We start from the raw sequence: 24,912 nt of genomic DNA, 5'->3' as shown, positions 1-24,912 counted from the left end.
GATCTGTCGAAGCGCATCGACGCCGTTGGGCCTACTGTCGGCTTGGGGCACGCAAATCCTCCGAACGGCGAACGCGAATTCGCTTCCGGAGCCTTGTCCCGAACGCGGTGCACCGCTACCTTCGCCGCGATGTGAAGCGCTTCGATAGTTCGTCCGCATCGACTCGCCAACCGGAAGGACGACACGTGAAGGACACCGGGAACACGAGACAGAGCGTGCACCGGCACATACGAAGTTCCTGGCAGCCGGCCGCGCTGCTGCTGGCGCTGCTCGTCGTCCTGGGGCTGCCGGGCGGCGCCGCGTTCGCCACGGCCCCGGGCGCCACGCACCCGGTCCGGTCGGCGGTCGCCGTACCGGCCGGCGCGGCGGACGCCGTCGCCGCCATGCAGCCCGGCTGGAACGTCGGGAACACGCTCGACGCCATTCCGGACGAGACGTCCTGGGGCAACCCGCCCATCACCAAGGCACTGTTCGACACCGTCCGCGACAAGGGCTTTCGCAGTGTCCGCATCCCGGTGACATGGACCGACCATCAGTCCGCCGCCTCGCCGTACACCATCGACGCCGCCTTCATGACCCGCGTCAGGCAGGTGGTCGACTGGGCGCTCGCCGACGGTCTCTACGTCGTGCTCAACGCCCACCACGACTCGTGGCAGTGGATCGCGAACATGCCCACCGACCACGACCAGGTCCTCGCCCGCTTCAGGGCGACCTGGTCGCAGATCTCCACTACGTTCCGGGACGAGCCGCGCACCCTGTTGTTCGAGAGCGTCAACGAGCCGCAGTTCAACAACGCCACGGACACACAGAAGTCCGAGCTCCTGAACGAGCTGAACACCTCTTTCCACGGCATCGTCCGCTCCTCGGGCGGCGGGAACGCCAACCGTCTGCTGGTCCTGCCCACGCTGGGCACCACGCCCTCGCAGGACCTGATGGACGACCTGGCCGGCACGATGAGTTCGCTCCACGACGGCAACCTGGTCGCCACCGTGCACTACTACGGCTACTGGCCGTTCAGCGTGAACATCGCCGGCGGCACCACGTACGACGCCACCTCGCAGAAGGACATGGCCGACGCCTTCACGCGCATGCACGACACGTTCGTCGCCAAGGGCATCTCCGTCTACCTCGGCGAGTACGGCCTGCTCAGCTATCCCGACTACACGCACACCGACTCCGTCGAGCGGGGTGAGGCGCTGAAGTACTTCGAGGACCTCGGCCATCAGGCCCGCTGCAACGGCGTCACCACCGCTCTGTGGGACGCGGGCTCCTTCCTGAACCGCACCACGCTTCAGTGGCGGGACCCCGGCATGATGGACCTGATCAAGGCGAGTTGGACCACCCGCTCGGGCACGGCCTCCTCCGACACCCTCTACGTGCTTCGGTCCGTCCCGATCACCGCCCAGTCGCTCACACTGAACCCCAACGGGACCGGTTTCCTGGGCCTGTGGAAGGGCAGCACTCCTCTGGTCGGCGGCAAGGACTACACCCTCTCGGGCAACCGGCTGACCCTGACGGCGGACGCTCTCACCCGACTGGCCGGCGATAGGGCGTACGGGGTGAACGCTGTGATGCAGGCACGGTTCTCGCGAGGCACCCCCTGGCAGATCAGCGTCATCAGCTACGACTCACCGGTGCTCTCGGACGCGACCGGTACGGCGGCCTCCCTCACCGTCCCGACGCGGTTCCGCGGCGACCGGCTGGCGACCATGGAGGCCAAATACGCCGACGGCAGCAACGCGGGCCCGGCGAGCTGGACTCCCTACCAGGAGTTCAACAGTTCCTTCACGCCCGACTACCAGGGCGGCTCCATCGTCCTGACGTCCGCCTTCCTGGGCTCGCTCACCGACGGTGCCCCGGTGACGCTCACCCTCCACTTCTGGAGCGGCACCACCGTCACGTATCACGTCACGAAGTCGGGCACTTCGGTCACCGGGACGGCCTCCTGACCGGCCTGCTCTCGCCCTGGCCACTTACCGGAGCGCGGACAGATCGATGGCGTTGGCCATGGCCTGCATCCCGGCGTCGTTGGGATGCAGGTGGTCGTCGCTGCCGTAGGCGGGGAGCACCTGGGCGGGGTTGTTCGGGCCCCGCAAGACGGCGTCGAAGTCGACGACCGCGTCGAACGCGCCACTCGTGCGGATCCAGTCGTTCACCGCGGTCCGGATGCCGGACTGGGTGCTGTTCAGCAGGGAGTACGGCAGCATGGTGCCGGCGATGATCCGCACGCCGGCCGCGTGCGCCTGCGCGATGATGTCCTGGTACCCGGCGATCAGCTGGTCAGCGGTGAGGGAGGGATCGTTGTTGATGTCGTTGATGCCCTCCATGAAGATCACATCTGGTACGCCCGGCTGCCCGAGGGCGTCATGGGCGAACCAAGTTCTGGCGGCCAGTCCCTGGGGTGCCCAGCCGGCGTCCCAGCGCACCATGTTGCCCCCTATGCTCGCGTTGACGACGGAGAGCCGCTGGCCGCCGCTTGCCGACTGAAGCCGGGCGGCCAGACGGTCCGGCCAGCGCCGGTTGGCGTCGAAGGTGGTGTTGTAACCGTCGGTGATGGAGTCGCCGAAGGTCACCACGGTTCCGGTGGTGACGGCGGCCGGGACGACGTCGACGCCGGACAGGTAGTACCAACTCCACATGGAGGTGGTGAAGTTGGCGGCGGTGTCCTCGCCCGCGTGGTTGCCGGAGCCGGCTGCCGACTCGTACGAGGTCTGGTAGGCGTCCCGGTGGAAGGTGGAGGCGCCGGTCGCGCCGGGCAGGTACTGGCTCGCCAGGAGGTCCTGCCCAGCTGAACAGACATCGGGAGGACATCGCTGGTGAGTTCCGCACCGGCGCCGACGGTCGGATTACCGACGCCACCGAAGGTCACCGAGTGGTGGGTGCCGGGTACAGCGGCAGCGCCGCCGGACCGGACGGCGACGTCCACCGCACCGACGGACAGCGCGGTGGTGCTGCGCAGGTTGGACACACGGATCCGCACCCCGGAACCGGCAGCGCTGGTGTGGACGACCATGCGCAGCGCCTGCTCGGAGAAGCTGTCACCACCGGCGGTCACGGCAGGGGCGAAAGCTCCCACCCGAGGGCGTTCGGTGAGGCTCCACTGCTGGTTCTTGCCCGTGCCGCAGGGCCACTGGATGAGCGGTGCGTCGTCACCGCTGGAGCCGCCGTACACGTCGAGGCACAAGCCGCTGTTGACGGAGGTGATGGCCGAGCCGTTGAAGGTCCAGCGCTGGTTGGGCCTGCCGCTGCAGGGCCACTGGATGACGGGCTCCCCCGCCGAGGCAGAGGCGCCCCTGACGTCCATGCACTTGCCGCTGTTGATGTTCACCAGCGAGAACGAGCCGTCTTGCTGGGCGACGGCCTGCCACAACTGGTTCGGGTCGTCAGCGGGAGCGTTCTGCACCACGTCCGCCGCGTCGGCCGACGAGGCCGACTCGACCTGTGCGTTCTTGCCGCTGTGCGCCGCGGTCAGCGCCTACCCGTGGCCGTCCTGCGGTCCGGTGGCGGCGGTGGCCGCCGCCACCGGTACGAGCGACAGCCCCAGAAGTGCGAGAGCCACGGCTGCCATGGCGGCCGCTCTGTTCCGAGCCCCTCTCATGAGCCCTTGGTTCATGTGGTCCTGCTCCTCTGCGTCGGGGTGGACATCGAACCCGGGGCCGTGGTGACACGGTCCCGGCAGCTGGGGGGGGCGGATCAGCTGCGCGTCCACTGCTGGTTGGCACCGGTGCCGCACGTGTAGAGCTGAAGCCCGGTGCCGTTGGCGGTGCGTCCGTCGACCGCGTCGAGGCAGAGGCCGGACTCGACGCCGACAATGGTGCCGTTCGCGTTGAGGGTCCACTGCTGGTCGCCGCCGCCGTTGCAGGACCAGATCTCCACGGGCGTGCCGTTGTAGGTGCCGTGGCCCGTCGCGTCCAGGCACTTGTCGCCGTACACCCGCAGTTCCCTGGCCGAGGTCAGGGTCCACTGCTGGTTGACGCCGGCGTTGCAGTCCCAGATCTCCGTCGGGGTGCCGTTGCTCTCGTTGAGGCCCGGCACGTCCAGGCAGCGGCCGGAGCCGGCGCTGACGACCTTCGTGGTCGACCCGATCGACAGGTTGTCGAACTGTCCCGTCTCTCCCTGGCTGTTGCCGATGCCGGCCTGCCCCGCGGAGTAGGTGCTGCCGTGGACCGACCCCGCCTTCACACCGTCGATCCACGCCGAGATCGTGTCGCCGTAGAAGCCCAGCCTCAGGTTGTTCCAGGAGTTGGTGCCCAGAGCGGTGACCGTACCGCTGGCCAGCGTCACGAAGGTGTCGTCGGTGTTGTTGCGCTGAATGGACCAGGCACCGGTGTCGCTGACCCGCAGGTAGTAGGCGTCCAGGCCCTCCGGCCCGAAGGAGTGCTGCCAGGTCGCACGGCCGATGAGTTCCGTGTAGCCCGCGCTCTCCAGCAGGACGCCGCTGGAGACCTGGTAGTCCTTCCAACCCACGTCACCGACGAGAGCGTAGGGGTGCGACAGCGGGGCCCAGGTGATCGGCGCCTGTGCCGACATCTGGCGCACGCACTGTCCGCCACGCCCCCCTCCGCAGCCGACGACCTCGTACGCGCCCTGCTGGTCCTGGAGTTACTTGGCCTCACGGCCGGTGGCGTAGCTGTCGTAGGAGTCGGCGTACGACAGTGTGAGGGAGCCCTTGACGGGGCTGACAGCGGTGCCCTTGCCCTGCCCTGTCGTCGTGGTGACGGTGTAGACGTATCCGGGCTGGACGGTGAGCGAGTAGGTGCCCCCGGAAGGTGTGATGTCGGTGGCGTGCACCATGCCAGTCGCCGAGTCGGTCGAGTTGACGTTGGTCGACCAGACGTGCACGGCCCCGGTGGACAGTCCGCCGGTCACCGAGAAGGTGAGTGTCTGCGCGGACGAGGCCTGAGTGGTCTGGATGACGGTGCTGTAGTCGCTGTTGTTGGCCGACTTCAAAGTCACGTGGCTGCCGTGGAGGCGCTGCCGCCGATGTATCCGGTGGAGCGGTCGAGGTAGCGCCAGCCGGGTGCGGTGAACTGGGTGGTCTGGGCGGTGACCCACAGGCTCTGTCCCAGGGAGTACGCGCCGGACCACGGCTGGTCGGCGACGACCAGGCCGGCCGTCGGCCAGGGGAGGTTGGGCGTCATGGCCGCCACCACGGGCCAGTTGATGGTCGCCGTCATCTTGCCGTCGATGTAGTCACGGTTGTTGGCGCGGGCCATCGCCGCGGCGCCGTCGTTGTAGTCCTGCGAGCCGTTCTCGCTGGCCCACAACTGGCTACCGGTGGCCAGGGCGTTGGGGGTGCTAGGTGTGCTGTCCGGGCAGGTTGGTGACACGACTGGCTGGGGGTTGACCGCCGAGGCCGGTGTGGGGTCGGTGGTAGTTGTACCAGTCCAGCCAGTCGGGAAACGCCGCCTGGCGTTCGGCTTCTGAGGTGTAGGGCCGCTGGTAGGCCCACTCGTCGAGCAGGGTGCGGTGGAAGCGTTCGACCTTGCCGTTCGTCTGAGGCCGCCAGGGCCGCGTCCAGCGCGGGCTGATGCCCAGGTCGCGGCGAAGGAGGAGTCCTTCACCATGTCGTCGACGATCCCCCAGCCGCCGTCGGCCCCCACGATCTTGATCATGGAGTAGCCGTTGCTGTTCAGTGCGGACCGCAGGCCCTTGTACCAGGAGGCGCTGTAGCCGCGTTCGTTCCAGCCGCCGAGATAGCTGATGGTCAGCCCGTGCGTCTTGGCGCAACCGAGCAAGGAGAGCAGGTAGTTGGTCATGTCGTCGGACCAGAAGTTGCCGTTGCCGATCCAGCCCGGCGCGCCCCAGGCCAGGCCGTAGAGCTTGATGTTCGGATTGCGGGCTACGGCCTGCTCCATCAGCCACCACTCGTAGCCTCTGTTGCAATTGAGGTCGCCGCGTGTGTGCTGGTGGCTCGGCTCGGCCCCGCTGGTGGAGTTGGTGTCGCCGCCTATCTCCGCCTTGAGGATCTGAAGGGCGGCTCCGTAGCCGGGCTTGAAGAGGTAGTCCAGGATCTGGCTGCGCTGCGGCTCGGGGTAGTCGATCAGGAGTCTGCTGTTCCTGCCGCCACCGCTGATGGCGCCGACGCCTCGTAGGTGCGGCCGGACGAGGTGCCGTCGAGGGTGATCGACGTCGTCGCCTGGGCCGGGGCGGCGACGAGCAGGGATCCCATCATTGCGAAGACGAGTGCACACACCGCGGAAAAGATCCGATGTATAGCTGCGGAGCGATGTGGCGGCACAGGCTCCCGGTGACGGATTCCCCACCCGGCGGGCGGGTGTCTGTGGATCAGCATCCTGTTCTCCTGGCTTGTTGGAGGATGATGGATCCGTTGAGGAAGGGTGAGGGGCAACTCGGTGGACGGACAAAGTCAACATGTGAACCGAGCTGGGCAGTTATCGCATTCACCGGATCGTTTGATCCGTCACCCGGACGCTGTTTCAGCGCTTCGACGCTTGAAGGTATGTGCGACTCTGTTCGGCGTCAATGGTTCTGACGCACCGGTGAGCGGTTGATCGGCGTCGGGCGGGCTTCGGGACGAGCGAGCAGGACGGGCGCTGGCTCACCGGACTCGCACCTGACGATACATCCCACCTATGTCAAAGTGAGCAGTCCGCGCGGACCACGCGGATGTGCTGGTCCAGGAGCAGCGTCAGGACTCGGCGCCCCTGGCCGGAGCCGTGGTCGAGGATGACGGTGCCGGTGAGGGCGATAGCCGTGGCGCTGGTGGCGACCACGGCGTCGGCGGGACCAGCGAGCGTGCTCCGGTGCGTGGCAGCAGCCCGGGCGGCCGGAAGGCGGACCACCATGGCGCCGTATTCGGCGGTGCGTTCACCGAAGAGCGCGACGACATCCGGGCCCGAGTACCGTCGTACCGTCTGCTGTGGTGTCCACGGCCTTCGTGCGGCCACCACGCGCACAGTGACTCCCGCGCTTGGTGCGGGTGTCCCGGGTGGCGGTCCAGCGGGTCACCCGGCGACCCGCACGCAGCCGCCGCGGGGGGCGGTCGCCGACGCGCAGCATGCGCAGCGAGTGGCAGGTCGGGTGGTAGGTCACGCGGCGCGGGAAGTAGGCGCCGACGTAGGTGACGCCGAGGACGCCTGTCCCCGTACCGGGCGGCGATGACCCCGTGGTCGTCGCGTACCATGCCCGCGACGACGGCATCTTAGCCCGCGAAGGCCTCCGCGAAGCGGCGCACCGCCGGCAGGGAGTCGGGCCGGTAGCCTGTGTTGCAGTGCACCTGGCCGCAGCACGTCTGAGCCTGGGGGAACTCCACGGTGCGGCCCAGCGTTCGAGCAGTGCGGTGACCGCCTTGCCGGTGTCCGGGAACCGCGCTATGTGCATGCCTGGTTCCCGGTCGACGCTGCCTGGGCGGTGGGGGTCGGGCTGTCCGGGGTGAGCAGTCCCTCGGCGCGCAGGTCGTCCCACATGGCTGTCGGGAGCGGGTGCCGTAGCTGCTCCACTGTGTCGCGCACCTCGTCGGCGCTGCGCGCGCCGGTCAGGACGCTCGCGACCTCCGAGTGGCCGAAGGGGTAGTGCAGGGCGGCGGCGCGCAGCGGGACGCCGTTGCGTTCGGTGACACTTTTCAGTCGCAGGGCGCGGTCCAGGACCGGGCGCGGGGTGGGTGCGTAGTCGTACGTCGCTCCGGGGCTGGGGTCCGTCAGCAGTCCGGATTCACTCCAGGAGTAGCGGCTCAGGCGTTGTTCGGGTTCGGTCCTATGGCCCGAACTAACACCTCCCGAAAATGCAACGCTGACGAGGCAGCGCCCAGGAACTGCTCAGCTTGGCGTTTATGCTCGGCGGGCTTGGTGTTCCTTGATCGACTCAGCACGTTTGACCGTCTGATCGTCTCTGCGGCGGGGGCGGTGGGCGTGGTCATCTGGTGGTCTTCCGGTTCCGACGGGCTCCCGGGGTGAAGCGCGTCATTTCTCGGCTGGAGTGGGGGCTCGGGGGAGGCGTAGTTGGAAGCATGCTCCGAGGGTCCGGGGGGTGAGGGTGAGGGTGCCTTGGTGGCGGTGGGCCAGGTCGCGGGCGATGGCGAGCCCCAGGCCGGTGCCGCCCCGATCGCGGGAGCGGGCGTCGTCGAGCCGGACGAAGCGTTCGAAGATGCGCTCGGCGTCCTTGGGCGGCACGCCCGGTCCGTCGTCGTGCACCGTGAGGACGACCCGGTCGTCCTCGTTCCGGACGGTGATCTGGATGCGGTGTGCGGCGTGCCGGGCGGCGTTGTCGAGGAGGTTGCGCAGCAGCCGTTCGAGTTCGTCGTGGTTCCCGTGGACGAGTGCGGGTGTGGTGCCGTCGCAGGTGAAAGTCAACGGCCTTTCACCGAGCGGGTATTGCTCGGTCAGCCGAGCGCCCAGGGCGGTCAGGTCGACGGTTTCGGGGTCCGCTGCCGGGGCGCGGGTGTCGAGGCGGGCGAGGAGCAGGAGGTCTTCGGCGAGTGCCTGGAGACGGCGGGTCTGCCGTGCGGCGGTGGTGGCCGTGGCGGGCCAGTCCGTGCGGTCCGGGTAGGCGAGCGCGACCTCCAGGCTGGCCAGCAGGGTGGTGAGGGGGCTGCGCAGTTCGTGGGCGGCGTCCGCGACGAAGCGGCGCTGCTGGGCGGCGGCGTCGTCGAGACGCTGGAGGGTGGTGTTGATGGTGGTGGCCAGGGCGGTGATCTCGTGTCCCGTGGCGGGGACGGTGACGCGTTGGCGCGGATCGCTCGGCGTGACCGAGGCGGTGAGGACACGGATGGCCTCGACCGGCCGCAGTGCGATGCGGACGGTGACGTAGGCGATGGCGGCGATCAGCACAAGGCCTACGAGACCGGCCCGCAGCAGCAAGTCGTCGGTGGTGCCGGCGATCTCCTCCGCGGTGTCCGGGAGCACCAGCACATAGGCCCGCAGCGTGGCGTCCACGGTGACGCCCAGGGCAGCGGCCTTGTCCTTGCCCAGTTCACCGGCCCAGATGTCGTTGTACAGGACCGTGTAGGTCTTGCCGGCCAGGTCGTATCCGTACTGGGGTTTGTAGTCGCGGCGCTCCGGTATGCGCAGGGGCCGCATCGTATAACCGAAGCCGTCACCGTCATGTGGTGTCGGGGTGGAGAGCGCGGGTGGGGCAGGCAGGACATGGCGGTGGCGGGGGTCGAAGTCCTGCATGGCTCCGCCGGTGGCGACGGCGGTGCGTCGGCCGGTCGCGACGACTTCGTACGGCGCGGCGCTTCTGGGACCGGGAACCGAACCGTCCCGCAGTTGATCGACGAGAGCGGCGAGGTTCCGTTCGGCACGTTGTTCGGCGATGGACATGCTCTGGCGGTAGACCTCCTGGTGCATCCACCAGCCGATGCCGACCAGGACAACGGCGGCGGCCAGGGCGGCCGCCAGGGCCGTGCGGGCTCGTACCGAACGCGGCCACCAGCGCCGTCGCCACTCAGTCGCGTTCACGGTCATCCACCAGTCGGTAGCCGGTGCCCCGCACGGTCTGCAGAGACTGCCGGCCGAACGCGGCGTCCACCTTCTTGCGAAGGGAACTGACGCGCGCTTCCACCAGGTTGGGGTCCTCGGCCTCGTCGGGCCACGCGTGATAGAGCAGATCCGTCTTGGACACCGCCTGGCCCGCCCGGCGGGCCAGCAGTTCCAGCACGGCGAACTCCCGGGGTGTGAGATCCACCCGGGTCCCGGCCCGGCGGCAGACCCGGCCGGCGACGTCCAACGAGAGATCGCCCACGGCGAGGACGGGCGGGGCGATCGTGGCGGCGCGTCTGACCAGGGCCCGCAGCCGTGCGACGAGCACCGTGTAGGAAAAGGGCTTGGCCAGGTAGTCGTCAGCCCCTGTGTCCAGGGCCTCGGCCTGGTCCCAGTCCCCGTCCTTGGCGGTGAGGACCAGGATGGGGGTCGCGTTGCCCTCCCGACGCAACTGGGAGCAGACCTTGTAGCCGTTGAGTCCGGGCAGCATCAAGTCCAGTACGACGAGGGCGTATTCGCCGGTCCGGGCCATCCACAGTCCCTGTCGCCCGTCGTGGGCGAGGTCGACGCTGTAGCCCTCGGCGGTCAGCCCGGTGTGCAGGGTGTGGGCGAGGTCCGCCTCGTCTTCGATCACCAGGATGCGCATGGGGTGCAGCCTGGCACAGCGCCGGCCCGGTTTCCTGATCGGCCGGTCAGGTTGGATCAGCAACCGGTCAACGGGGTCTCGGCACGCTGGCGGAGGAGTTCTCTTCGCCGCTGCTGAAAGGTCCTGCCGCCGATGTCCGTTGATGAACGCGCCCTCGCCGTCGCCAGGACGCTCTCCCCTCGCGCACCGGTCCTGCACCCCTCACCGGGCCCGGCCCGATCCGTTGTCGTCGTCGCGCCCTTGATGCTGGCCATCGCTGTGGGGCTCTGGGGCATCCGCCGGCAGAACACCATGTGGGGGGACGAGTCCGTCACCTATCAGCTCGCGCACCGCGACCTTTCGCAGATATGGCACACCGCCCAGCGCGTCGATCTGGTCCATGCCCTGTACTACACCGTGATGCACGAGATCTTCGGTCTCTTCGGCAGGGGACTGCTGACGCTGCGGCTGCCGTCCGTGCTGGCCATGTCCGCGGCGGCAAGCGGAGTCGGGCTCTTGGGGCTGCGCCTGGCGGGGCCGCGTGCCGGGCTGCTGGCCGGGCTGGTGTTCCCGCTCCTACCCCAGGTGCAGAAGTACGCGCAGGAAGGCCGCTCGTACGCCATGGTTTGTGCCCTGGTCACCTGGGCCACCTATCTGCTCGTGGTCAGCGTCCCGCAGCGAGCCCGGTGGCGGTGGGCGGTCTACGGCTCCACCATGCTGCTGGCCTGTCTGCTGCATGAGTTCGCGGTCCTCGCCCTGGTCGCACACGGCGTCACACTGGTCGTCTCCCGTGTTCCACGGCCGGTGCTGAGGGCGTGGAGTGTGGCTGCCGCGGGCGTGGTGGGTGGACTGCTGCCGCTGGCGATCTGTAGTGCGGGGCAGTCGGAGCAGGTGTCCTGGATCGGCGCACCGGTGCGGCTTCGCTATTTCCTGGTTGCGGCGGTCGTGGGCGTGGCGTGCGCCCGAGCGCCCCTGGCGGGGAGGGGGCCCGTGCGGCTTGCCGCGCTGGCTGTGCCGATTCTTGTGCTTCCGGGCCTTCTGCTGCTGATCGCCTCACTGGTCAAGCCACTTTTCGTCGACCGGTACGTGCTGTTCAGCAATATCGGGATCGCCTTGCTGCTGGGCGCCTGGATGGACCGTTTCCACCGGCGGCGGCCGTCTTCCCGCATCGTGTGGATCGCGGCGGTCGCGGCACTGGCCGCGCTCGTCCAGCCGAGTCTTTCGCTGCGAACGCCCCAGAGCCGGAGCAATGACGCCACCGCCATCGGCGCCGCCGTCGGCGAGGAAGGCCGTCCGGGCGACGGGCTGCTCTACCTCGCGGGCCAGCACCGGATCTTGACCGCGGCGTACCCCGAGGACACCCGACTCCTGACCGATCTCGCCCTGGCGCAGGATCCCGTTTCGTCGGACACACTGGCGGGTATCGAGCTTCCCGCCCGGGACATAGCGGCACGCATGCTGGACTTCGACCGGATCGTCGTGGTCAGCGCCGAGGGTGCGCACTCGCCGGCCGACCCGCAGGAGGAAGCGAAAACAAGCACCCTGCGGCGCTACTTCCGCGAGTACGGAACAACCCATGTCAACGGGGCGCGAGTCACCGTCTATGTCCGAGACCACGGCCCGTCTCCGAAGGCCGTCCTGGATCCAGCAGGCCGGGGGCGAGTGGTGGGGCGCTGAGGTGACCGCAGCCGGTACCGGCCCGGCCGACACCACCGGGTTGGTGCCGCCGACCGTGGCGCGGCTTGGCGGTGGGCCGCCAAACCGCGTGGGGCATGCCGCCCTGTATAGCCTGAATCCATCCTGGTCAGCGGTGCTGGCATGAGACGCTATCCGCTTATCGATCACGGGGCTGGGCTGGTCGAACAGGGTTGCTGATCGGGTGATGGTGTGAGAGTCGAGGCATGGCAGCAGGGCCTCTTGGTAGTTCGGGGGTGCGATCCCAACCGAGTACCAGGAGGCCCTGTTGCCGCAGTCTTTCGCGTCCGCGTGCGTGGAGTCCAACTCGGTGCCACCGTCGTCTGACTGCCTCGCGCACAGGTTCGGCAACGCGGCGGACGGGCCGGACCGCAGCGCGAGTTATGGCTGCGACATGACGGAGGCGGAGTGGCGGGTCGTGCGGCCACTGCTGCTTGTTCCGGCCTGGCTGGAGGAGCGGGGCGGGCGGCCGGAGGGCTATTGCCACCGCGTGATGCTCGACGCGGTGCGCTATGTCGTGGACAACGGCGTGAAGTGGGCCAACCTCCCGCGGACTTTCCGCCGTATCGGCGCGTGCATGCCTTCGCCTGCCGCTGGCAGGTCACGGGGTTGCTCGCTGAACTTAACGACCGGCTGCGCGACCGCGTCCGGGAGAAGGAGGGCCGAACGGTGGACCCGACGGCCGCGATCGTGGACTCCCAGTCGGTGCGGGCGGCGGTGAACATCCCGCGGTCGACGTCCGGCTGGGACGGCGGGAAGAAGGTGGGCAGCCGCAAGCGTCACCTGGTGGTGGACTGCCTCGGCCTGGTTCTGGCCGTGCCGGTGAGTGCGGCGAGCGTGCAGGACCGCGACGCCGCCGTGCCTCTGCTCGAGCGGCTACGACGCCAGTACTTCTCCGTCGGTCTCGTCCGGGCGGACGGCGGATACGCCGGGAGCCTGGTCGGCTGGGCCCGCGAGAAACTCCCGCTCACCCTTCAGATCGTCAAACGGCCTGATGACGTGACGGGGTTCGTGGTGCTGCCGCGCAGGTGGGTGGTGAGCGCACCCTGAGCTGGCTGATGCGCTCGCGTCGCCTGGTGCGCGGCTACGAGACGCTGCCGGCCATGCACGAGGCCATGGTGCTGTGGTCGATGACCATGCTCATGATCGGTCGCCTGGCCGGACGCCGGCCGGCCTGCGTCAGAGGGCCTACACCGAGGAAGCGATGAATACTCCTGGCCGCACCTGGAGTGCCCACCCTCGTTCCGCCAGGCGTTTCGCCTCGATCGCAGTCCCTCGACCTTCGCCGGGATGACCTCCAGTCCCAGCGCGAGGGCCAGTTGCTGGCAGCGCATGCCCTCCCGGCCCGCTTCCGACTCCAGCACCGCCAGGATCCGCTGGTAGTCCGGCGCGAGGGCGGTCGCCGCCATGCCCGTCTCCCGCCGGGGCACCATCGAACCGGGCACCGCCGTGCCCGGCGGCTCCGCCATCACCGAAGGCGGACCGGCCGGCACCTCGGTCACCGTCACCAGGGCATCCACCAGGCGCTGAAGCACGGCTTCGGCCTCGCTGAGCGCGGCCTGCACCCGCTCGGCCTCCTTCCGCGATCTCCTCCCGGACCCTCTTCTCCCTGGCCTCCAGCAGACCGAGCGCCGACGCCACCAACGACCTCCACGAGCCAGACGAGCGGACCAACCACGTCCATCTCTCCCGCCCCGAAAGAGAGTTATGCCCACCCGTCCCGAACCAAGCGATCACGTTCGGAAAGCGGAGGGCATCTTAGGCGCGAGTGCGCGTGGGGTTGAGCGTGATGCTGTCGATCGCCGCGTCAGCGATGCGGTTCAGCGTCGTCGTGTCCATCCCCGCCTTGAGTAGGGCCTCGAGTCCGCGATGCGTAGCAAGGACGAGCCCGCCGAGTGCCGTCGGGTCGGCGGCCGGATCGATCTGTCCGGCGCGCTGTGCCTGCTCGACGAGCAGGCGGCAGCTCTCGAGCAGCGTTTGGTAGGCCGCAAGCGATCGGGCCGCGATGGCCTCGTCCTCCCACGCCAGCTCGGCGGTGGTCTTGGCCAGCAGGCAGCCGCGCCGGTCGGGGCAGCCCTCCGGCGCGGTAAGCCAGGCGCGCAAGCGGTCGAGCGCCTGTTCCTGTGGGCCTTCGACTCGAGCCGCGGCGCTCTGGTCGGAGCTTTCGCAGTACTCCTCGAAAACTCGCCGGAACAGGGCCTCTTTGTCGCCGAAGGCGCCGTAGAGGCTGCCTTTGCTGAGTCCTGTCACGCGGGAGAGGTCATCGACCGAGGTGCCGTGGTAGCCGGTTTCGTTGAACTGTCGGCGCACGGCGACCAGCACTTCGTGTTCATCGAACTTTCGTGGGCGCCCCATGTCTCCAGGATACGCGGTTTTGAACGGAAGTTCCAAAACGTTCTGGACGTTCGGTCCAGAACATGTATTGTGGACCGCATGTTCAAAACTCCTGCCTCTCCCGATCCCACCGAGTTCGCCGGCAAGCGCGCGATCGTCACCGGCGGCTCCCGCGGCATCGGCGCCGCCATCGCGCAGCGGCTGCTCGACGGCGGTGCGACCGTCGTCGCCATCGCACGCAGCGCCACCGACCAGACGCCGCAGGCCGCGACCTTCCTCCCGGGCGACGTCAGCACGCCGGACGGCGTGCAGACCGTGACCACCACCGCGCTCGAGGCCCTCGGCGGCGTCGACATCGTGGTCAACAACGCCGGCGCCGCCCGCACCCACCTCGGCGGGATCGGCTCGATCCCCGACGAGGAGTGGATCGATGCCCTCGACGTCAACTACCTGTCCACCGTGCGGGTCACCGGTGCGCTGCTGCCGGCGCTGCGCGCCTCCGGTGCCGGCAGCGTCGTGGTCAACATCTCCTCCGGGTCGGCCGTTCTGCCGGCGCCACCGTTGGCCCATTACGCCGCCGCCAAGGCCGCGCTCAACGCCTACGGCAAAGCGCTCGCCGCCGAGCTCGCCCCGGCCGGAATCCGCGTCGCCACCATCATGCCCGGCAACGTCCTCACCCCCGGCGCCGACGCGGTCCGCCAGACCTTCGCCGACGCCCTGGGCGTTCCCCTGCAAGCAACGACCTCAGCCGTCCCCCTCGGCCGACCGGGAGACCCGCGCGACGTCGCCGAAGCCGTCGCCTACCTCGCCTCCGACCGCGCCCAGTGGATCACCGGAGTGAACCTCGTCGTCGACGGCGGCGAACTCCCCACCTTCTAGCCCCACAGTCGCCCTATTCGGCCGGCTGTGGCAACGGCGCGGCGCGGCGCGCCTGCCGCGCCGCGTCGAGCCCCCTCCCGGCTGCTGACCGGGGCGGGGCTTGGGGCCCGGGCGACACTGACCAACGCCTGCGCAAACAGTCCTGACGAACAGCGCCGCCGAGCTGCACGACGCGCTGGCAACGATCTATGACGGCATCCTGGTCGAGGATGGTCGGGACGCCGGAGTCCTCACCGCCATCCAAGCGTTGGAGCACTGGCACAGCTACCTGGAGAAGAACCGACGCGGCGAGTTCTACGAACTCGCTATCCGTTCCATCGAGGACATCGACCACAAGGTCACCGCCAACCTCGACGACATCCTCGCCACCCCGGAGATGGCCGAAGAGTACAAGCGCATCCGCCGACTGCTGGACCCCGGCACGGGGCAGGAACGCGGGACCGACTGACCACTCACTGCCGCTCGGCTTCCGCGGGGATACCCAAGCCACCCCGGCAGAAGTCCGGCGTGCGTCCGACGGGAGCCGAGTGTCGGGCAAGGCTGATGCGATCGGTCGCGGCCCGGAGCCGGGCGGCACATTGGCGGCCCCGGGGCTTTCGGCGTGTGGCTCGCTACAGGGTGAGCCAGGCTGCCTGGTCCGGGGCAGTCGGTTGTCTTCGACGGGACCGCTGGTCACCAGGGTCGAAGTGTTCGAGCAGTTGGTACGGCTCGTTCGAGAGGCTGACCACGCACAGGAAGCCAGCTTTGCGGTGGAAGACGAGGACTCCAGTGCGGGTGTCGTCCAGCCAGGTCAGGGGGCCATCGCCGAGGGCGGGGTGCTCCCGGCGCAGGCGGAGGGCGGCGTGGTAGAGCTCCCACATGGAGTCCGGGCCGTCGGCCTGGGCTTCCACAGGAGCCGGGCGGCCGTCAGCATCCTGGAAGCCCGAATTTCCGGACGCCCCTGCCCACCCCCAGTACGCGGCGGCCGCGACTGAGCCCGCCACAACCGCACACGTCACGCGATGCCGCTGGCCTTCCTACCCGGCCGTAGTGCACTCACCCACGAGCGTCTCCCTCGTCCCGGCCGGTATCACGCCGGGTGGGCGCCCGGGGCCCAGCAAAGGGCCAGGAACCGGTAGCACCAGGTAAACCGGGTTGTTCTGGTTCTTCGGAACAGCACGCTGCCGAGCCAAGCTCATCCCCTGCCCCACCAGATGCTGCGGCCAACGAGCGGCAAGGACGGATAGGCCAATAGCGGGAAGCGGAACCTGTCGGCCCCCGGGCGGGCCGCTCGACGATGGCGCTGTGCTCGGCGGACGGGCCAAGGGTTCCCGAAGCCTTGACGCCGGAAGGTGGTGATCCTACGGTCCCTACACCGCCCACGATCGGTTACAGCATCGAAATATTCGACGAAGGAGGGAGCGCTCCCACTACATCCGGCACGTCAGATTTAGTCAGATTGCACTGCAGTCCGCCTCCGCGAATCCGTTGCACCTCGCTCCTAGGCGTGCCTCATCAAGTCGTGTCTCGAAAGTTTCGGTGCTGGGCGGACACCCCCGGCGAGGTGCTAGCTGCCCATGTCGGTGACGCATGGTCTGCGACGCCCAGCCGGGGGTCACGCAAGTGGAATGACGTCGGAGCAACGAAGCACAGACGAGGAAGCCCACATCAGCGTCACGTCCAGATGGAGGAGCAATGTCGTCGCACCGTAGCGAGTCCGGCAACACAGGTCCGATGCTTCTCAGTCGCCGGGCCGTCCTGGCGACCATGAGCGCCCTGCCGGTCCTCGCGGCCGCGGCACCGGCAGTGGGAGCGCCTCGCGCCGCGTCCCTGGCAGCCGCCGTCACCATCGACCCTTCGGCGACCCGGCAGACGATCCGGGGATTCGGAGGCATGAACCATCCGCTGTGGATCGGCGACCTGACAGCTGCCCAGCGCGAGACGGCATTCGGCAACGGCGAAGGACAGCTCGGCTTCTCCATGCTGAGAATCTTCGTCTCGGAGGACAAGGCGAACTGGAGCCGTGAGGTCGCGACGGCGAAGCGGGCGATCGAGCTCGGGGCCACGGTCTTCGCCTCGCCCTGGAATCCCCCCGCTCAGATGGTGGAGACCTTCGTTCACGGCCAGCAGACCGACGCGAAGCGCCTCCGGTACGACATGTACGGCGCCTACGCGCAGCACCTCAACGATTTCGTCACCTTCATGCGGAGCAACGGCGTGAACTTGTACGCCATCTCCGTGCAGAACGAGCCCGACTACGCATACGACTGGACCTGGTGGACTCCGACCGAGATGACCAGGTTCCTGCGGGAGAACGCCGGCTCGATCACCACCAAGGTCATTGCTCCGGAGTCCTTCCAGTACGTCAAGAGCTTCTCCGACCCGATCCTCAACGACCCCGCGGCCCTCGCCAACCTCGACATTCTCGGGGCGCACCTCTACGGCACCTCGTTCCAGGACTTCCCCTACCCCCTCTTCAAGCAGAAGGGCGCGGGCAAGGAGCTGTGGATGACCGAGGTCTACTACCCCAACAGCAGCGATTCGGCCGACCTTTGGCCGCAGGCTCTGGACGTGGGGGAACACGTCCACCGCGCGATGGTGGATGCGGAGTTCCAGGCGTACGTGTGGTGGTACATCCGGCGCAGCTACGGGCCCATGCGCGAGGACGGGCGGATCAGCAAACGCGGTGCCGCTATGGCGCACTTCTCGAAGTACGTCCGTCCAGGGCACGTGCGGATCGCCGTGACCGCGAATCCGCAGTCAAACGTCTACGTCTCGGCGTACAAGGGGAGCGGCTCCCAGGTGGTCATCGTCGCCGTCAACAAGGGGACCTCGCAGGTGAGTCAGCAGTTCGTCCTGCAGAACAACGCCTCGTCCGGCGTGTCTTGGTGGCTGACGGACGCCAGCAGGACCCTCGCGTCACAGAGCAGGATCAGTGTGTCGAACGGCTCTTTCACCGCGCAGTTGCCCGCGCAGAGCCTGGCCACGTTCGTGACCGGGTAAGGCTCGCACCCACACTGCGCCGCCCGGGTACCGAGGGGCCCGGACGGCGGGGTGCTGTCAGGCCAGGGTGGCGGCTGCCGAAGCGAGATGTACCTGAGGTCGACGGACGCCCCGCCTGAACTCGCAACTTTCAGGTGCTGTGCAGCGGTTGTGCGGAGGCGTTTCACCGCGAAGGTCCGGTCGACGTTGGCGGCGGAGCCTCCGCCTGGATTGAGCAGGCAGTGGACGGTAGCCATTGCGGCCGCGCGGTCGACGGTCGGGTCGCTGGGGAGTTCTGAGCGTTGATGCGGTTTCGATCGGTCGGCCATGTCAACTACCGCCCCACATGCTCCCGTCTTCGGACATCGAGCGTTGTCCTGCACCTCTGTCCGAGGTGCAGGACAACGGCGGTTCCGGGACGGGGAGGGGGTGACAGCCAGGGGGCCGTCGGTCCGGCGGCGCGGGCGGCGCCACGAAGGTCTGGTAGGCGCGGGGGTGCAGGCAGGACATGACGCGTCAGCCCCTGACGCTGCCCGCGGTGAGACCGCCGACGATGAAGCGCTGGAAGACGGCGAAGACGCAGACCACGGGGAGGCTGATGAGGGTGGCGGTGGCCATCAGGGCACCCCACGAGGTCCCGTGCTGCCCGACGAAGGAGTTGAGCAGGACGGTGACGGGCTGGACGTCGGGTCCCCCGGCGAGCGTGAGCCCGAACAGGAACTCCCCCCAGCCGATCAGGAACGACAGTGCGGCCGCCGCGACCACGCCGGGCACCATGAGCGGCAGGACCACGCGCAGCAGTACGCCCGGCAGGCCGCAGCCGTCGATCTGGGCGGCTTCCTCCAACTCCGGTGGCACGGTGCGCAGTACGGGCCGCAGCACGATCACTGTGAAGGGCAGGGTGAGGGTCGTGTCGGCGGCGATCAGGCCCACGTAGGTGTCGGTGAGCCCGGCCCGGCGTTCGAGGATGAACAGCGGTGCCGCCAGCACGATGGCGGGCGGCAACTGGGCGACCAGCAGCGCGAGCACCATCGTTCCCGAACCCCGCATCCGCACGCGGGCGAGCGCGTAGGCGAGCGGGACGCCGAGGAGCAGGGTGAGCGCCACCACTCCGCAGGAGATGACCAGGCTGTTGAGCAGGGCCCTGGTCAGTCCCGTGTAGCCCAGTGCCTGCGTGTAGTTCCGGCCGGTGACCGGGGCGGGTGCCCACTGCGGGGTCGGGGCCAGGATACGGTCGGGGCGCGTGAGGCTGGTCTTCGCCATCCAGTACACCGGCAGCAGGAAGGCCGCGGTGACGGCGGTGGCGATCGCGGTGAGCAGCCAGGGGTGGCGGGGCCGTTTCATACCGTGCCTCCGGCCGGTGTCTCTTCCTCGCGCCGCAGCCGTCGTACGTACCACACGCCCGCGAGCAGCGGCACGACGAGCAGGAGAAGACCGGCCGCGGCGCCCTCGCCGAAGCGGAAGGAGGTGAAGAAGACCTCGTAGACGTAGAGGGAGAGCACGCGGCTCGCGTCGACGGGGCCGCCGCCCGTCATCACGAAGACGATGTCGAAGACCTTGAAGGTGTAGACGAGGCCGAGGAGGAGGACCGTCACCGAGACCGGCCGCATCAGCGGGAGAGTGATGTGGCGGAAGCGCTGCCAGGCGCCGGCGCCGTCGAGGGCGGCGGCCTCGTGCAGTTGGGGGTCGATGGTGTGCAGGCCGACCAGGAGCAGCAGCATGTTGAAGGGCACGCCCACCCAGACGTTGGCGAAGACCACCCCGGCCAGGGAGGTGGAGGGGTCGGTGAGCCAGTCGTGCGAGAGGGTGCCCAGGCCGACGGCGCCGAGCAGGGCGTTGTACGCGCCCGATTCCGCGTCCAGCATCCAGCGGAAGAGGGTGCCGCTGACCACCGGGGGCAGCAGCCAGGCCACCAGCAGCAGCGAGCGCAGCAGGCCGCCCAGGGGGAAGGGGTGGGCGAAGAGCAGGGCGAGGGCGAAGCCGATCGTGAACTGCAGCAGCAGCGAGCCCAGGGTGAACAGCAGTGACAGGCGTGCGGAGTGCCAGAAGGCGGGGTCGTCGAGAACGGCCCGGTAGTTTTCCAGGCCGTTGAACCGCTGGTGGCCGCCGAGGAGTTGGCCCAGTTCGACGTCGTGGACGGATGTCCAGACGTTGTAGCAGAGCGGGTAGGCCAGGAAGAACGCGAGGAAGGTCATCCCTGGCAGGCAGAACAGGTAGCCGGCGCGGCGACGGCGTGCGGACGGAGAGGGGCCGGCTTTCATTTGTTGCCCAGCGCTTTGTCGATCTTGGCGGCAGCCGTGCGTGCGGCATCGGTCGAGGAGGCGGACCCGGTGAGCACGGCCTGCTCCGCCTCGGCGACGGCCTGGGAGGCGTCGGCGTAGTGGCGGCCGTACTGACGGGGACGGGCCACGCCCAGCTGGCTGAGGAAGAGGCGCAGGGCCGGGTCGGACGCCCAGATGCCCTGGCCGGCGAGGTCCTTGCGGGAGGGGAGGTCGCCGAAGGACAGCAGGTAGGGCACCAGCACCGACGGGCGCTGAGTGTACTTGAGGACCTCCCAGGCCTTGTCGATGTGTTTGCTGCTCGCCATGACCACCCAGTTCTCCCCGCCCAGGCAGGAGGCGGCGGCCTTGTCGCGGGGCAGGGCGACGACGTTCCAGTCGAAGTTCGCCTTCTTCAGGGTGGGGATCTGCCAGGGGCCGTTGATCTGCATGGCGGCGCGCTGGTTGAGGAAGCGGGTGTTGGCGTCCTGCTGCGTCCAGCCCACGCACTGCTCGGACAGGGACCCCTTGGCGATCAGGTCATGGAGGAAGGACAGGGCGGTGGCGCCGTCAGTGGCGAAGGTGTTCAGGTCGCCGCCCGCCTGCCACAGGAACGGCAGGAACTGGAAGACGCCTTCCTCGGTCTTGATGGCGCTCAGGGCCAGGCCGTAGCGGTCCCCGCTGGTCAGCCGGTGGGCGACGGAGGCCAGCTCGTCCCAGGTGGTGGGGGGCCCGACTCCGGCGGTCTTCAGCATCCGGGTGTTGTAGTACAGGGCGAGGCAGTTGCTGTTGTTGGGGATGCCAAGGGTCTTTCCGCCGACCTGGCAGCCGCCCCAGGGGCCCTTGAAGTAGTGGCCGGCCTGGCCCCACTTCTCGACCCGGCTCGTGAGGTCGGCGAGCAGGTTGTTGCCACCGAGGGTGTTCATGGCGACGTTGTCGACGATGGCGATGTCGGGCAGGTCGCCGGAGATCGCCGCCAGGGCGAGCTGACGATCGAGCTCGGCGAACGGGAAGGTCCGCCGATGAATCTTCACGTGTGGGACTCCGGCCTCGATGTCGCTGATCAGGCGTCTCATTCCGGGCTGGAAGTTGTCCAGGGTGAAATAGTCCCACCAGGTCAGGGTGGTCGGGCCCGAGGCGGACGAGCCGCAGGAGCTCAGGGCGCCACCGAGGCCGAGGGCGGCGGTGGCGCCCGCGGTGCGCAGGAAGCCGCGGCGGTCGACGGGGTACGACATGTGCTGCTCCTGGGGTGGGCCATCGGGGTGCGGAGACCGGCGTATCAGAAATCGATGTCGAAATCGGGGAATTCGGGCTCGGGTTCCGAGCCGGGCGCCGGTTGGCAGCGGCCCGTGCTTGCCCGCAGGGTGATCAGGGGTCTCAGCAGGACGTGGCGGGCGGGTGTGTCGGGTGAGTGCAGGCGCCGCATCATCAGGTCGACAGCGACCCGGGTCATCTCCTTGGCGGGTATCTCGGCGGCGGTCAGCGGCGGGTTCACCTGTTCGGCCCAGGGGCTGGCGGCCACGCCGACGACCGAGAAGTCGCGCGGGACGCGGCGGCCGTGCCGGATCAGCCCGCGGTAGATGCCCTCCAGCGCGGCCTCGTTCTGGGTGACCAGGGAGGTGGTCGCCGGGTCGTCCCGCAGGATGCGCTCCACGACCTCCTCCCCCGAGGCGAGGTCGTCGCCGCACACGTAGGCGCGGGGGGTGAGCAGCAGCTTCTTCATCGCCTCGGTGTAGCCTTCGTCGCCGAGCCGGGCGAAGCCGTAGCCGCTGCTGAACAGCTGCTCGGAACGGTTGACGAAGGCGATCCTGGTGTGGCCGAGGTCCGCGAGGTGCTGGACACAGCGGGCGGCCAGGCCGGCGAAGTCCAGGTCGACCCAGCCGGTCTCGTCGGCGCGGCGGTTGCGGCCGATGGTGACGTAGGGAAAGCCCGTCTCGGCCAGGTACTCGACCCGGTCGTCCTCCCGGCGGATCTCCATGACGATCACGCCGTCCACCCGCCGGTCGGTGACCATCCGCAGGAACGAGGGGGTCTCGTGCGAGCCGTCGGGCGAGAGCAGCAAGTCGTAGCCGTGCCGGGCGGCCGACTCGGCGGCCCCGCCGACGAAGGCGAGCTGCATGGCCGTGTACTCGCGGTTGCGGCCGGCCGGCGGGTAGAGCAGGCCGAGCGTGCGGGTGCCGTCGCCGGCGCCGGGGGTGTTGCTGCGCTCTGCCATGTCAGCCGGCCGGGAGGGGTTGTTCGGCCCAGATGGTCTTGCCCTCGGCGCTCTGGCGGGTGCCCCAGCCCTGGGTGAGCTGGGCGACCATGTGCAGCCCACGCCCGCCCTCGTCATACGTGCGGGCCCGGCGCAGATGGGGGGCGGTGTTGCTGGCGTCGGACACCTCGCAGATCAAGGTCCGGTCCCGGATCAGGCGCAGTCCGATGGGTACGGCCCCGTAACGGATGGCGTTGGTGACCAGCTCGCTGACTACCAGCTCGGTGACGAACGCGGCTTCCTCCAGCCCCCAGGCGGCCAGCTGGCGGGATGCCTGGGCGCGGGCGTCGGCCACGATCGCCGGGTCGCCCGGCAGGGACCAGGCGGCGACCTGGTCGGCGTGCAGGGCGCGGGTGCGCGCCAGGAGCAGGGCGACGTCGTCAGAGGGCGTCTGGGGCAGCAGGGCGTTCAGGACGGTGTCGCAGATGACCTCCAGTGACGGCAGCGGGCTCGTCAGGACCTGGCAGAGCCGTTCCAGCCCGACGCCGATGTCACCGTCGCGTGTCTCGATCAGCCCGTCGGTGCAGAAGGCGAGCAGGCTGCCCTCGGGCAGCTCCACCTCGGTGCACTCGAAGGGCAGCCCACCCACGCCCAGGAGCGGACCGGGGCTGAGCGCGACCACGCTGGCCGTACCGTCGGGCAGCACGACGACGGGCGGAACGTGGCCGGCGCTGGCGAGGGTGCAGATACGGGAGACGGGGTCGTAGACGGCGTAGAGACAGGTCGCGCCGATCTCGCCGGTGACGAGGTAGGGCTCGTCCGGGACGCTCTCGTCGTCCCGGTCCGTGGAGAGGTGGATGACCAGGTCGTCGAGGTGGGTGAGGAGCTCGTCCGGGGGCAGGTCGACGTCGGCGAGGGTGCGCACCGCGGTGCGCAGCCGGCCCATGGTGGCGGAGGCGTGGACGCCGTGTCCGACGACGTCCCCCACGACCAGTGCGACGCGGGTGCCGGACAGCGGGACGACGTCGAACCAGTCACCGCCGACACCCGCGCCCGTGCCGGCCGGCAGATAGCGGTGGGCCACCTCGACAGCGGCCTGCTTGGGCAGCTCCCGGGGCAGCAGACTGCGCTGGAGGGTGAGGGCTGTGGTGCGCTCGCGGGTGTAGCGGCGGGCGTTGTCGACACCGACTGCGGCCCGGCCGGCAAGTTCCCTGGCCAGGATCAGGTCGTCCGGCTCGAAGGGCGGGGAGCCCGTCCCGCGCACAAAGACCGCGACGCCGAGGGTGCTGCCGCGGGCGCGCAACGGAGTGGCCATGAGGGAGTGGAAGCCGTACTCCTCGACGGCGGCCGTGCGCCTGTCGTGCCCGGCGATCCAGCGGACGAAGTCGGGGTCGTCCGCCCCGGTGAGCACCGGGCGGCCGGTGGCCAGACAGCGGGCGGGGGCGGAGAACGGGGGGTAGGTGTCCCTCCCGCCCAGATCGATGGCGGCCTCCGGCACTCCCTCGGCGCGGGACTGGTGGGCGACCCGGCGCAGGACCACGGCCGCGTCGACCGGGCCGGGTTCCGGCTCCTCGCCGCGCAGCACCGAGTCGAGCAGGTCCACGCTGACGAAGTCGGCGAGCCGGGAGACGGCGAGATCGGCCAGTTCCTGCGCGGTGCGGGACACGTTCAAGGTGGTGCCGATGCTGGCGCCCGCCTCCTGGAGCAGGGCCAGCCGCTGGCGGGCGGCGTGCTGGTCGGTGCTGTCGAACGCGGCGGTGCCCACGCCGACGACCTCGCCGGTGCCGGGATCCCACACCGGCCACAGCTCGATGACCGAGGACCGCTGCCGGGCGGAGGCGGCAGCGGAGGGCGGCTCGGGGGCGAAGGTCTCGTAGCGCATGGGGACGGCCTGCTCGGCGACCGTGCGGACGCACTGGAGGAAGTCGTCATCGGCCGGGGCGGCCGCGTGCCCGTCGTCCCCGGCCCCGGCCCCGGAGAGTCGCCCCGCGATGCGCGTGGCGGGATTGAGCCGCGCCGCGCCGGACGCCGTGGTGTGGAAGGAGAGCGCGATCGGGGCCTGGGAGAACGCCCACTCCAGCATGCGCAGCTCACGCTCCGAGCGTGCGGTGCCGGTGGTGAGGATCACGACGAATCCCTGGGGCGTGCCGTCACCACCGAGTGTCGGCTGAGCGTGCAGCGTCGCCTCGACGCCGTGTCCGTCCCGGTGTCGTAGTACCGCCGTACCGCTCCATTCCTGCGAGTCGGCGAGGGTGACGCCGGGGATACCGGGTGCCGTCCGGTCGAGGAGAAGATCGGTCGCGGCACGCCCCACGACCTCCGGCGCCCGGTGGCCGAGCAGCCGTCGAGCCCCCTCGCTCCAGCCGGTGACCAAGCCGTTCACACCGACGATGACCGTTGCGGCCTCAGTTGACCACCCACAGTGACCGGTCTCCTGATCGAAAGTGGCCATTCCTGCGCTCTCTTCACGCGGTGAGAGTCCTCAGAGACCAGCGTGCGCGCCCCAAAGACATCGGACAAGTCGGA

General features: G+C 69.3%; 23 protein-coding genes and 4 pseudogenes. 7 read left to right on the top strand and 20 right to left on the bottom strand.

What is annotated here, in order from left to right; all coding sequences use genetic code 11:
- Positions 1-185 precede the first annotated feature (185 nt).
- Positions 186-1,949 (top strand): cellulase family glycosylhydrolase, encoded by a 1,764-nt coding sequence (locus tag ACYF6T_RS38045; protein WP_461702389.1) that lies wholly within the window; start codon positions 186-188, stop codon positions 1,947-1,949.
- Between the two features lie 24 nt (positions 1,950-1,973).
- On the opposite strand, the gene ACYF6T_RS38040 is transcribed toward ACYF6T_RS38045, so the two are convergent.
- The 12 genes and pseudogenes from ACYF6T_RS38040 to ACYF6T_RS37985 form a co-directional block, all read right to left on the bottom strand.
- Positions 1,974-2,639 (bottom strand): SGNH/GDSL hydrolase family protein, encoded by a 666-nt coding sequence (locus ACYF6T_RS38040; protein WP_461702387.1) that lies wholly within the window; start codon positions 2,637-2,639, stop codon positions 1,974-1,976.
- Positions 2,570-3,472 (bottom strand): RICIN domain-containing protein, encoded by a 903-nt coding sequence (locus ACYF6T_RS38035; RefSeq protein WP_461702396.1) that lies wholly within the window; start codon positions 3,470-3,472, stop codon positions 2,570-2,572. Before ACYF6T_RS38035 ends, ACYF6T_RS38040 begins: the two co-directional genes overlap by 70 nt.
- A 221-nt stretch (positions 3,473-3,693) precedes the next feature.
- Positions 3,694-4,539, bottom strand: coding sequence for an RICIN domain-containing protein (locus ACYF6T_RS38030; protein ID WP_461702385.1), 846 nt, complete (start codon positions 4,537-4,539; stop codon positions 3,694-3,696).
- A gap of 63 nt (positions 4,540-4,602) precedes the next feature.
- Positions 4,603-4,956 (bottom strand): hypothetical protein, encoded by a 354-nt coding sequence (locus tag ACYF6T_RS38025; protein ID WP_461702383.1) that lies wholly within the window; start codon positions 4,954-4,956, stop codon positions 4,603-4,605.
- On the bottom strand, positions 4,953-5,330 hold the full coding sequence (locus ACYF6T_RS38020) for a hypothetical protein (protein WP_461702394.1): 378 nt from the start codon (positions 5,328-5,330) through the stop codon (positions 4,953-4,955). The genes ACYF6T_RS38025 and ACYF6T_RS38020 overlap by 4 nt, the downstream gene beginning before the upstream one ends.
- Positions 5,299-5,532, bottom strand: a pseudogene (locus ACYF6T_RS38015) (integrase core domain-containing protein); the annotation flags it as partial. The gene ACYF6T_RS38020 and the pseudogene ACYF6T_RS38015, both read right to left, overlap by 32 nt.
- Before the next feature lie 71 nt (positions 5,533-5,603).
- Positions 5,604-6,377 (bottom strand): annotated as a pseudogene (locus ACYF6T_RS38010) (glycoside hydrolase family 30 protein); the annotation flags it as partial.
- 222 nt (positions 6,378-6,599) lie between these two features.
- The gene (locus ACYF6T_RS38005; RefSeq protein ID WP_461702381.1) at positions 6,600-6,911 is read right to left on the bottom strand and encodes an LUD domain-containing protein; all 312 of its coding nucleotides are present in this window, start codon (positions 6,909-6,911) and stop codon (positions 6,600-6,602) included.
- 70 nt (positions 6,912-6,981) lie between these two features.
- Positions 6,982-7,344 (bottom strand): annotated as a pseudogene (locus tag ACYF6T_RS38000) (heterodisulfide reductase-related iron-sulfur binding cluster); the annotation flags it as partial.
- Positions 7,335-7,673, bottom strand: a pseudogene (locus ACYF6T_RS37995) (aldo/keto reductase); the annotation flags it as partial. The pseudogenes ACYF6T_RS38000 and ACYF6T_RS37995, both read right to left, overlap by 10 nt.
- Before the next feature lie 249 nt (positions 7,674-7,922).
- Positions 7,923-9,419, bottom strand: a complete 1,497-nt coding sequence (locus ACYF6T_RS37990; RefSeq protein ID WP_461702379.1) for a sensor histidine kinase — start codon at positions 9,417-9,419, stop codon at positions 7,923-7,925.
- Positions 9,406-10,086, bottom strand: a complete 681-nt coding sequence (locus ACYF6T_RS37985) for a response regulator transcription factor (protein WP_461702377.1) — start codon at positions 10,084-10,086, stop codon at positions 9,406-9,408. Before ACYF6T_RS37985 ends, ACYF6T_RS37990 begins: the two co-directional genes overlap by 14 nt.
- A 132-nt stretch (positions 10,087-10,218) precedes the next feature.
- On the opposite strand from ACYF6T_RS37985, the gene ACYF6T_RS37980 reads away from it, so the two are divergent.
- The 3 genes from ACYF6T_RS37980 (at position 10,219) to ACYF6T_RS37970 (ending at position 12,810) form a co-directional block, all read left to right on the top strand.
- Positions 10,219-11,742 (top strand): glycosyltransferase family 39 protein, encoded by a 1,524-nt coding sequence (locus ACYF6T_RS37980; RefSeq protein ID WP_461702376.1) that lies wholly within the window; start codon positions 10,219-10,221, stop codon positions 11,740-11,742.
- A 412-nt stretch (positions 11,743-12,154) separates the two neighbouring features.
- Positions 12,155-12,481 carry a transposase gene (locus tag ACYF6T_RS37975; RefSeq protein WP_461702393.1) on the top strand — a complete coding sequence of 109 codons (327 nt, stop codon included), beginning with the start codon at positions 12,155-12,157 and terminating at the stop codon, positions 12,479-12,481.
- Positions 12,370-12,810 (top strand): transposase, encoded by a 441-nt coding sequence (locus ACYF6T_RS37970; protein WP_461702392.1) that lies wholly within the window; start codon positions 12,370-12,372, stop codon positions 12,808-12,810. The genes ACYF6T_RS37975 and ACYF6T_RS37970 overlap by 112 nt, the downstream gene beginning before the upstream one ends.
- Here ACYF6T_RS37970 and ACYF6T_RS37965 read toward each other — a convergent pair.
- Together ACYF6T_RS37965 and ACYF6T_RS37960 are read right to left on the bottom strand one after the other, a co-directional pair.
- Entirely contained in the window at positions 12,735-13,325 is a 591-nt protein-coding gene (locus tag ACYF6T_RS37965) for a hypothetical protein (RefSeq protein ID WP_461702375.1), read from the bottom strand. The two genes, ACYF6T_RS37970 and ACYF6T_RS37965, sit on opposite strands and share 76 nt — an antisense overlap.
- 193 nt (positions 13,326-13,518) lie before the next feature.
- Positions 13,519-14,115 carry a TetR/AcrR family transcriptional regulator gene (locus ACYF6T_RS37960; protein WP_461702373.1) on the bottom strand — a complete coding sequence of 199 codons (597 nt, stop codon included), beginning with the start codon at positions 14,113-14,115 and terminating at the stop codon, positions 13,519-13,521.
- Between the two features lie 78 nt (positions 14,116-14,193).
- Here ACYF6T_RS37960 and ACYF6T_RS37955 point away from each other — a divergent pair, with 78 nt between their 5' ends.
- Both ACYF6T_RS37955 and ACYF6T_RS37950 read left to right on the top strand, forming a co-directional pair.
- Entirely contained in the window at positions 14,194-14,973 is a 780-nt protein-coding gene (locus tag ACYF6T_RS37955; RefSeq protein ID WP_461702372.1) for an oxidoreductase, read from the top strand.
- Between the two features lie 247 nt (positions 14,974-15,220).
- A complete protein-coding gene (locus ACYF6T_RS37950; protein ID WP_461702371.1) occupies positions 15,221-15,421 on the top strand; it encodes a hypothetical protein in 201 nt (66 codons plus the stop codon).
- A gap of 163 nt (positions 15,422-15,584) precedes the next feature.
- On the opposite strand, the gene ACYF6T_RS37945 is transcribed toward ACYF6T_RS37950, so the two are convergent.
- Complete coding sequence (locus ACYF6T_RS37945) at positions 15,585-15,863, bottom strand: hypothetical protein (RefSeq protein WP_461702369.1); 279 nt, start codon at positions 15,861-15,863, stop codon at positions 15,585-15,587.
- Positions 15,864-16,686: 823 nt separating this feature from the next.
- Here ACYF6T_RS37945 and xynC point away from each other — a divergent pair.
- Complete coding sequence (xynC, locus tag ACYF6T_RS37940) at positions 16,687-17,955, top strand: glucuronoarabinoxylan endo-1,4-beta-xylanase XynC (protein ID WP_461702368.1); 1,269 nt, start codon at positions 16,687-16,689, stop codon at positions 17,953-17,955.
- Between the two features lie 495 nt (positions 17,956-18,450).
- Here xynC and ACYF6T_RS37935 read toward each other — a convergent pair whose 3' ends face one another.
- From ACYF6T_RS37935 to ACYF6T_RS37915, 5 genes are all read right to left on the bottom strand, one after another.
- Positions 18,451-19,278, bottom strand: a complete 828-nt coding sequence (locus ACYF6T_RS37935; protein WP_461702367.1) for a carbohydrate ABC transporter permease — start codon at positions 19,276-19,278, stop codon at positions 18,451-18,453.
- A complete protein-coding gene (locus ACYF6T_RS37930; RefSeq protein ID WP_461702366.1) occupies positions 19,275-20,129 on the bottom strand; it encodes a carbohydrate ABC transporter permease in 855 nt (284 codons plus the stop codon). The genes ACYF6T_RS37935 and ACYF6T_RS37930 overlap by 4 nt, the downstream gene beginning before the upstream one ends.
- 62 nt (positions 20,130-20,191) lie before the next feature.
- Complete coding sequence (locus ACYF6T_RS37925) at positions 20,192-21,427, bottom strand: sugar ABC transporter substrate-binding protein (RefSeq protein WP_461702365.1); 1,236 nt, start codon at positions 21,425-21,427, stop codon at positions 20,192-20,194.
- Positions 21,428-21,471: 44 nt separating this feature from the next.
- Entirely contained in the window at positions 21,472-22,407 is a 936-nt protein-coding gene (locus ACYF6T_RS37920) for a LacI family DNA-binding transcriptional regulator (protein WP_461702364.1), read from the bottom strand.
- Between the two features lies 1 nt (position 22,408).
- Positions 22,409-24,838 (bottom strand): ATP-binding SpoIIE family protein phosphatase, encoded by a 2,430-nt coding sequence (locus ACYF6T_RS37915; protein ID WP_461702363.1) that lies wholly within the window; start codon positions 24,836-24,838, stop codon positions 22,409-22,411.
- Positions 24,839-24,912 lie beyond the last annotated feature (74 nt).

Source organism: Streptomyces sp. 7R007 (assembly GCF_054850255.1).
The sequence above is the reverse complement of the archived record's forward strand: the minus strand, read 5'-3'. Positions and strand labels throughout refer to the sequence as shown.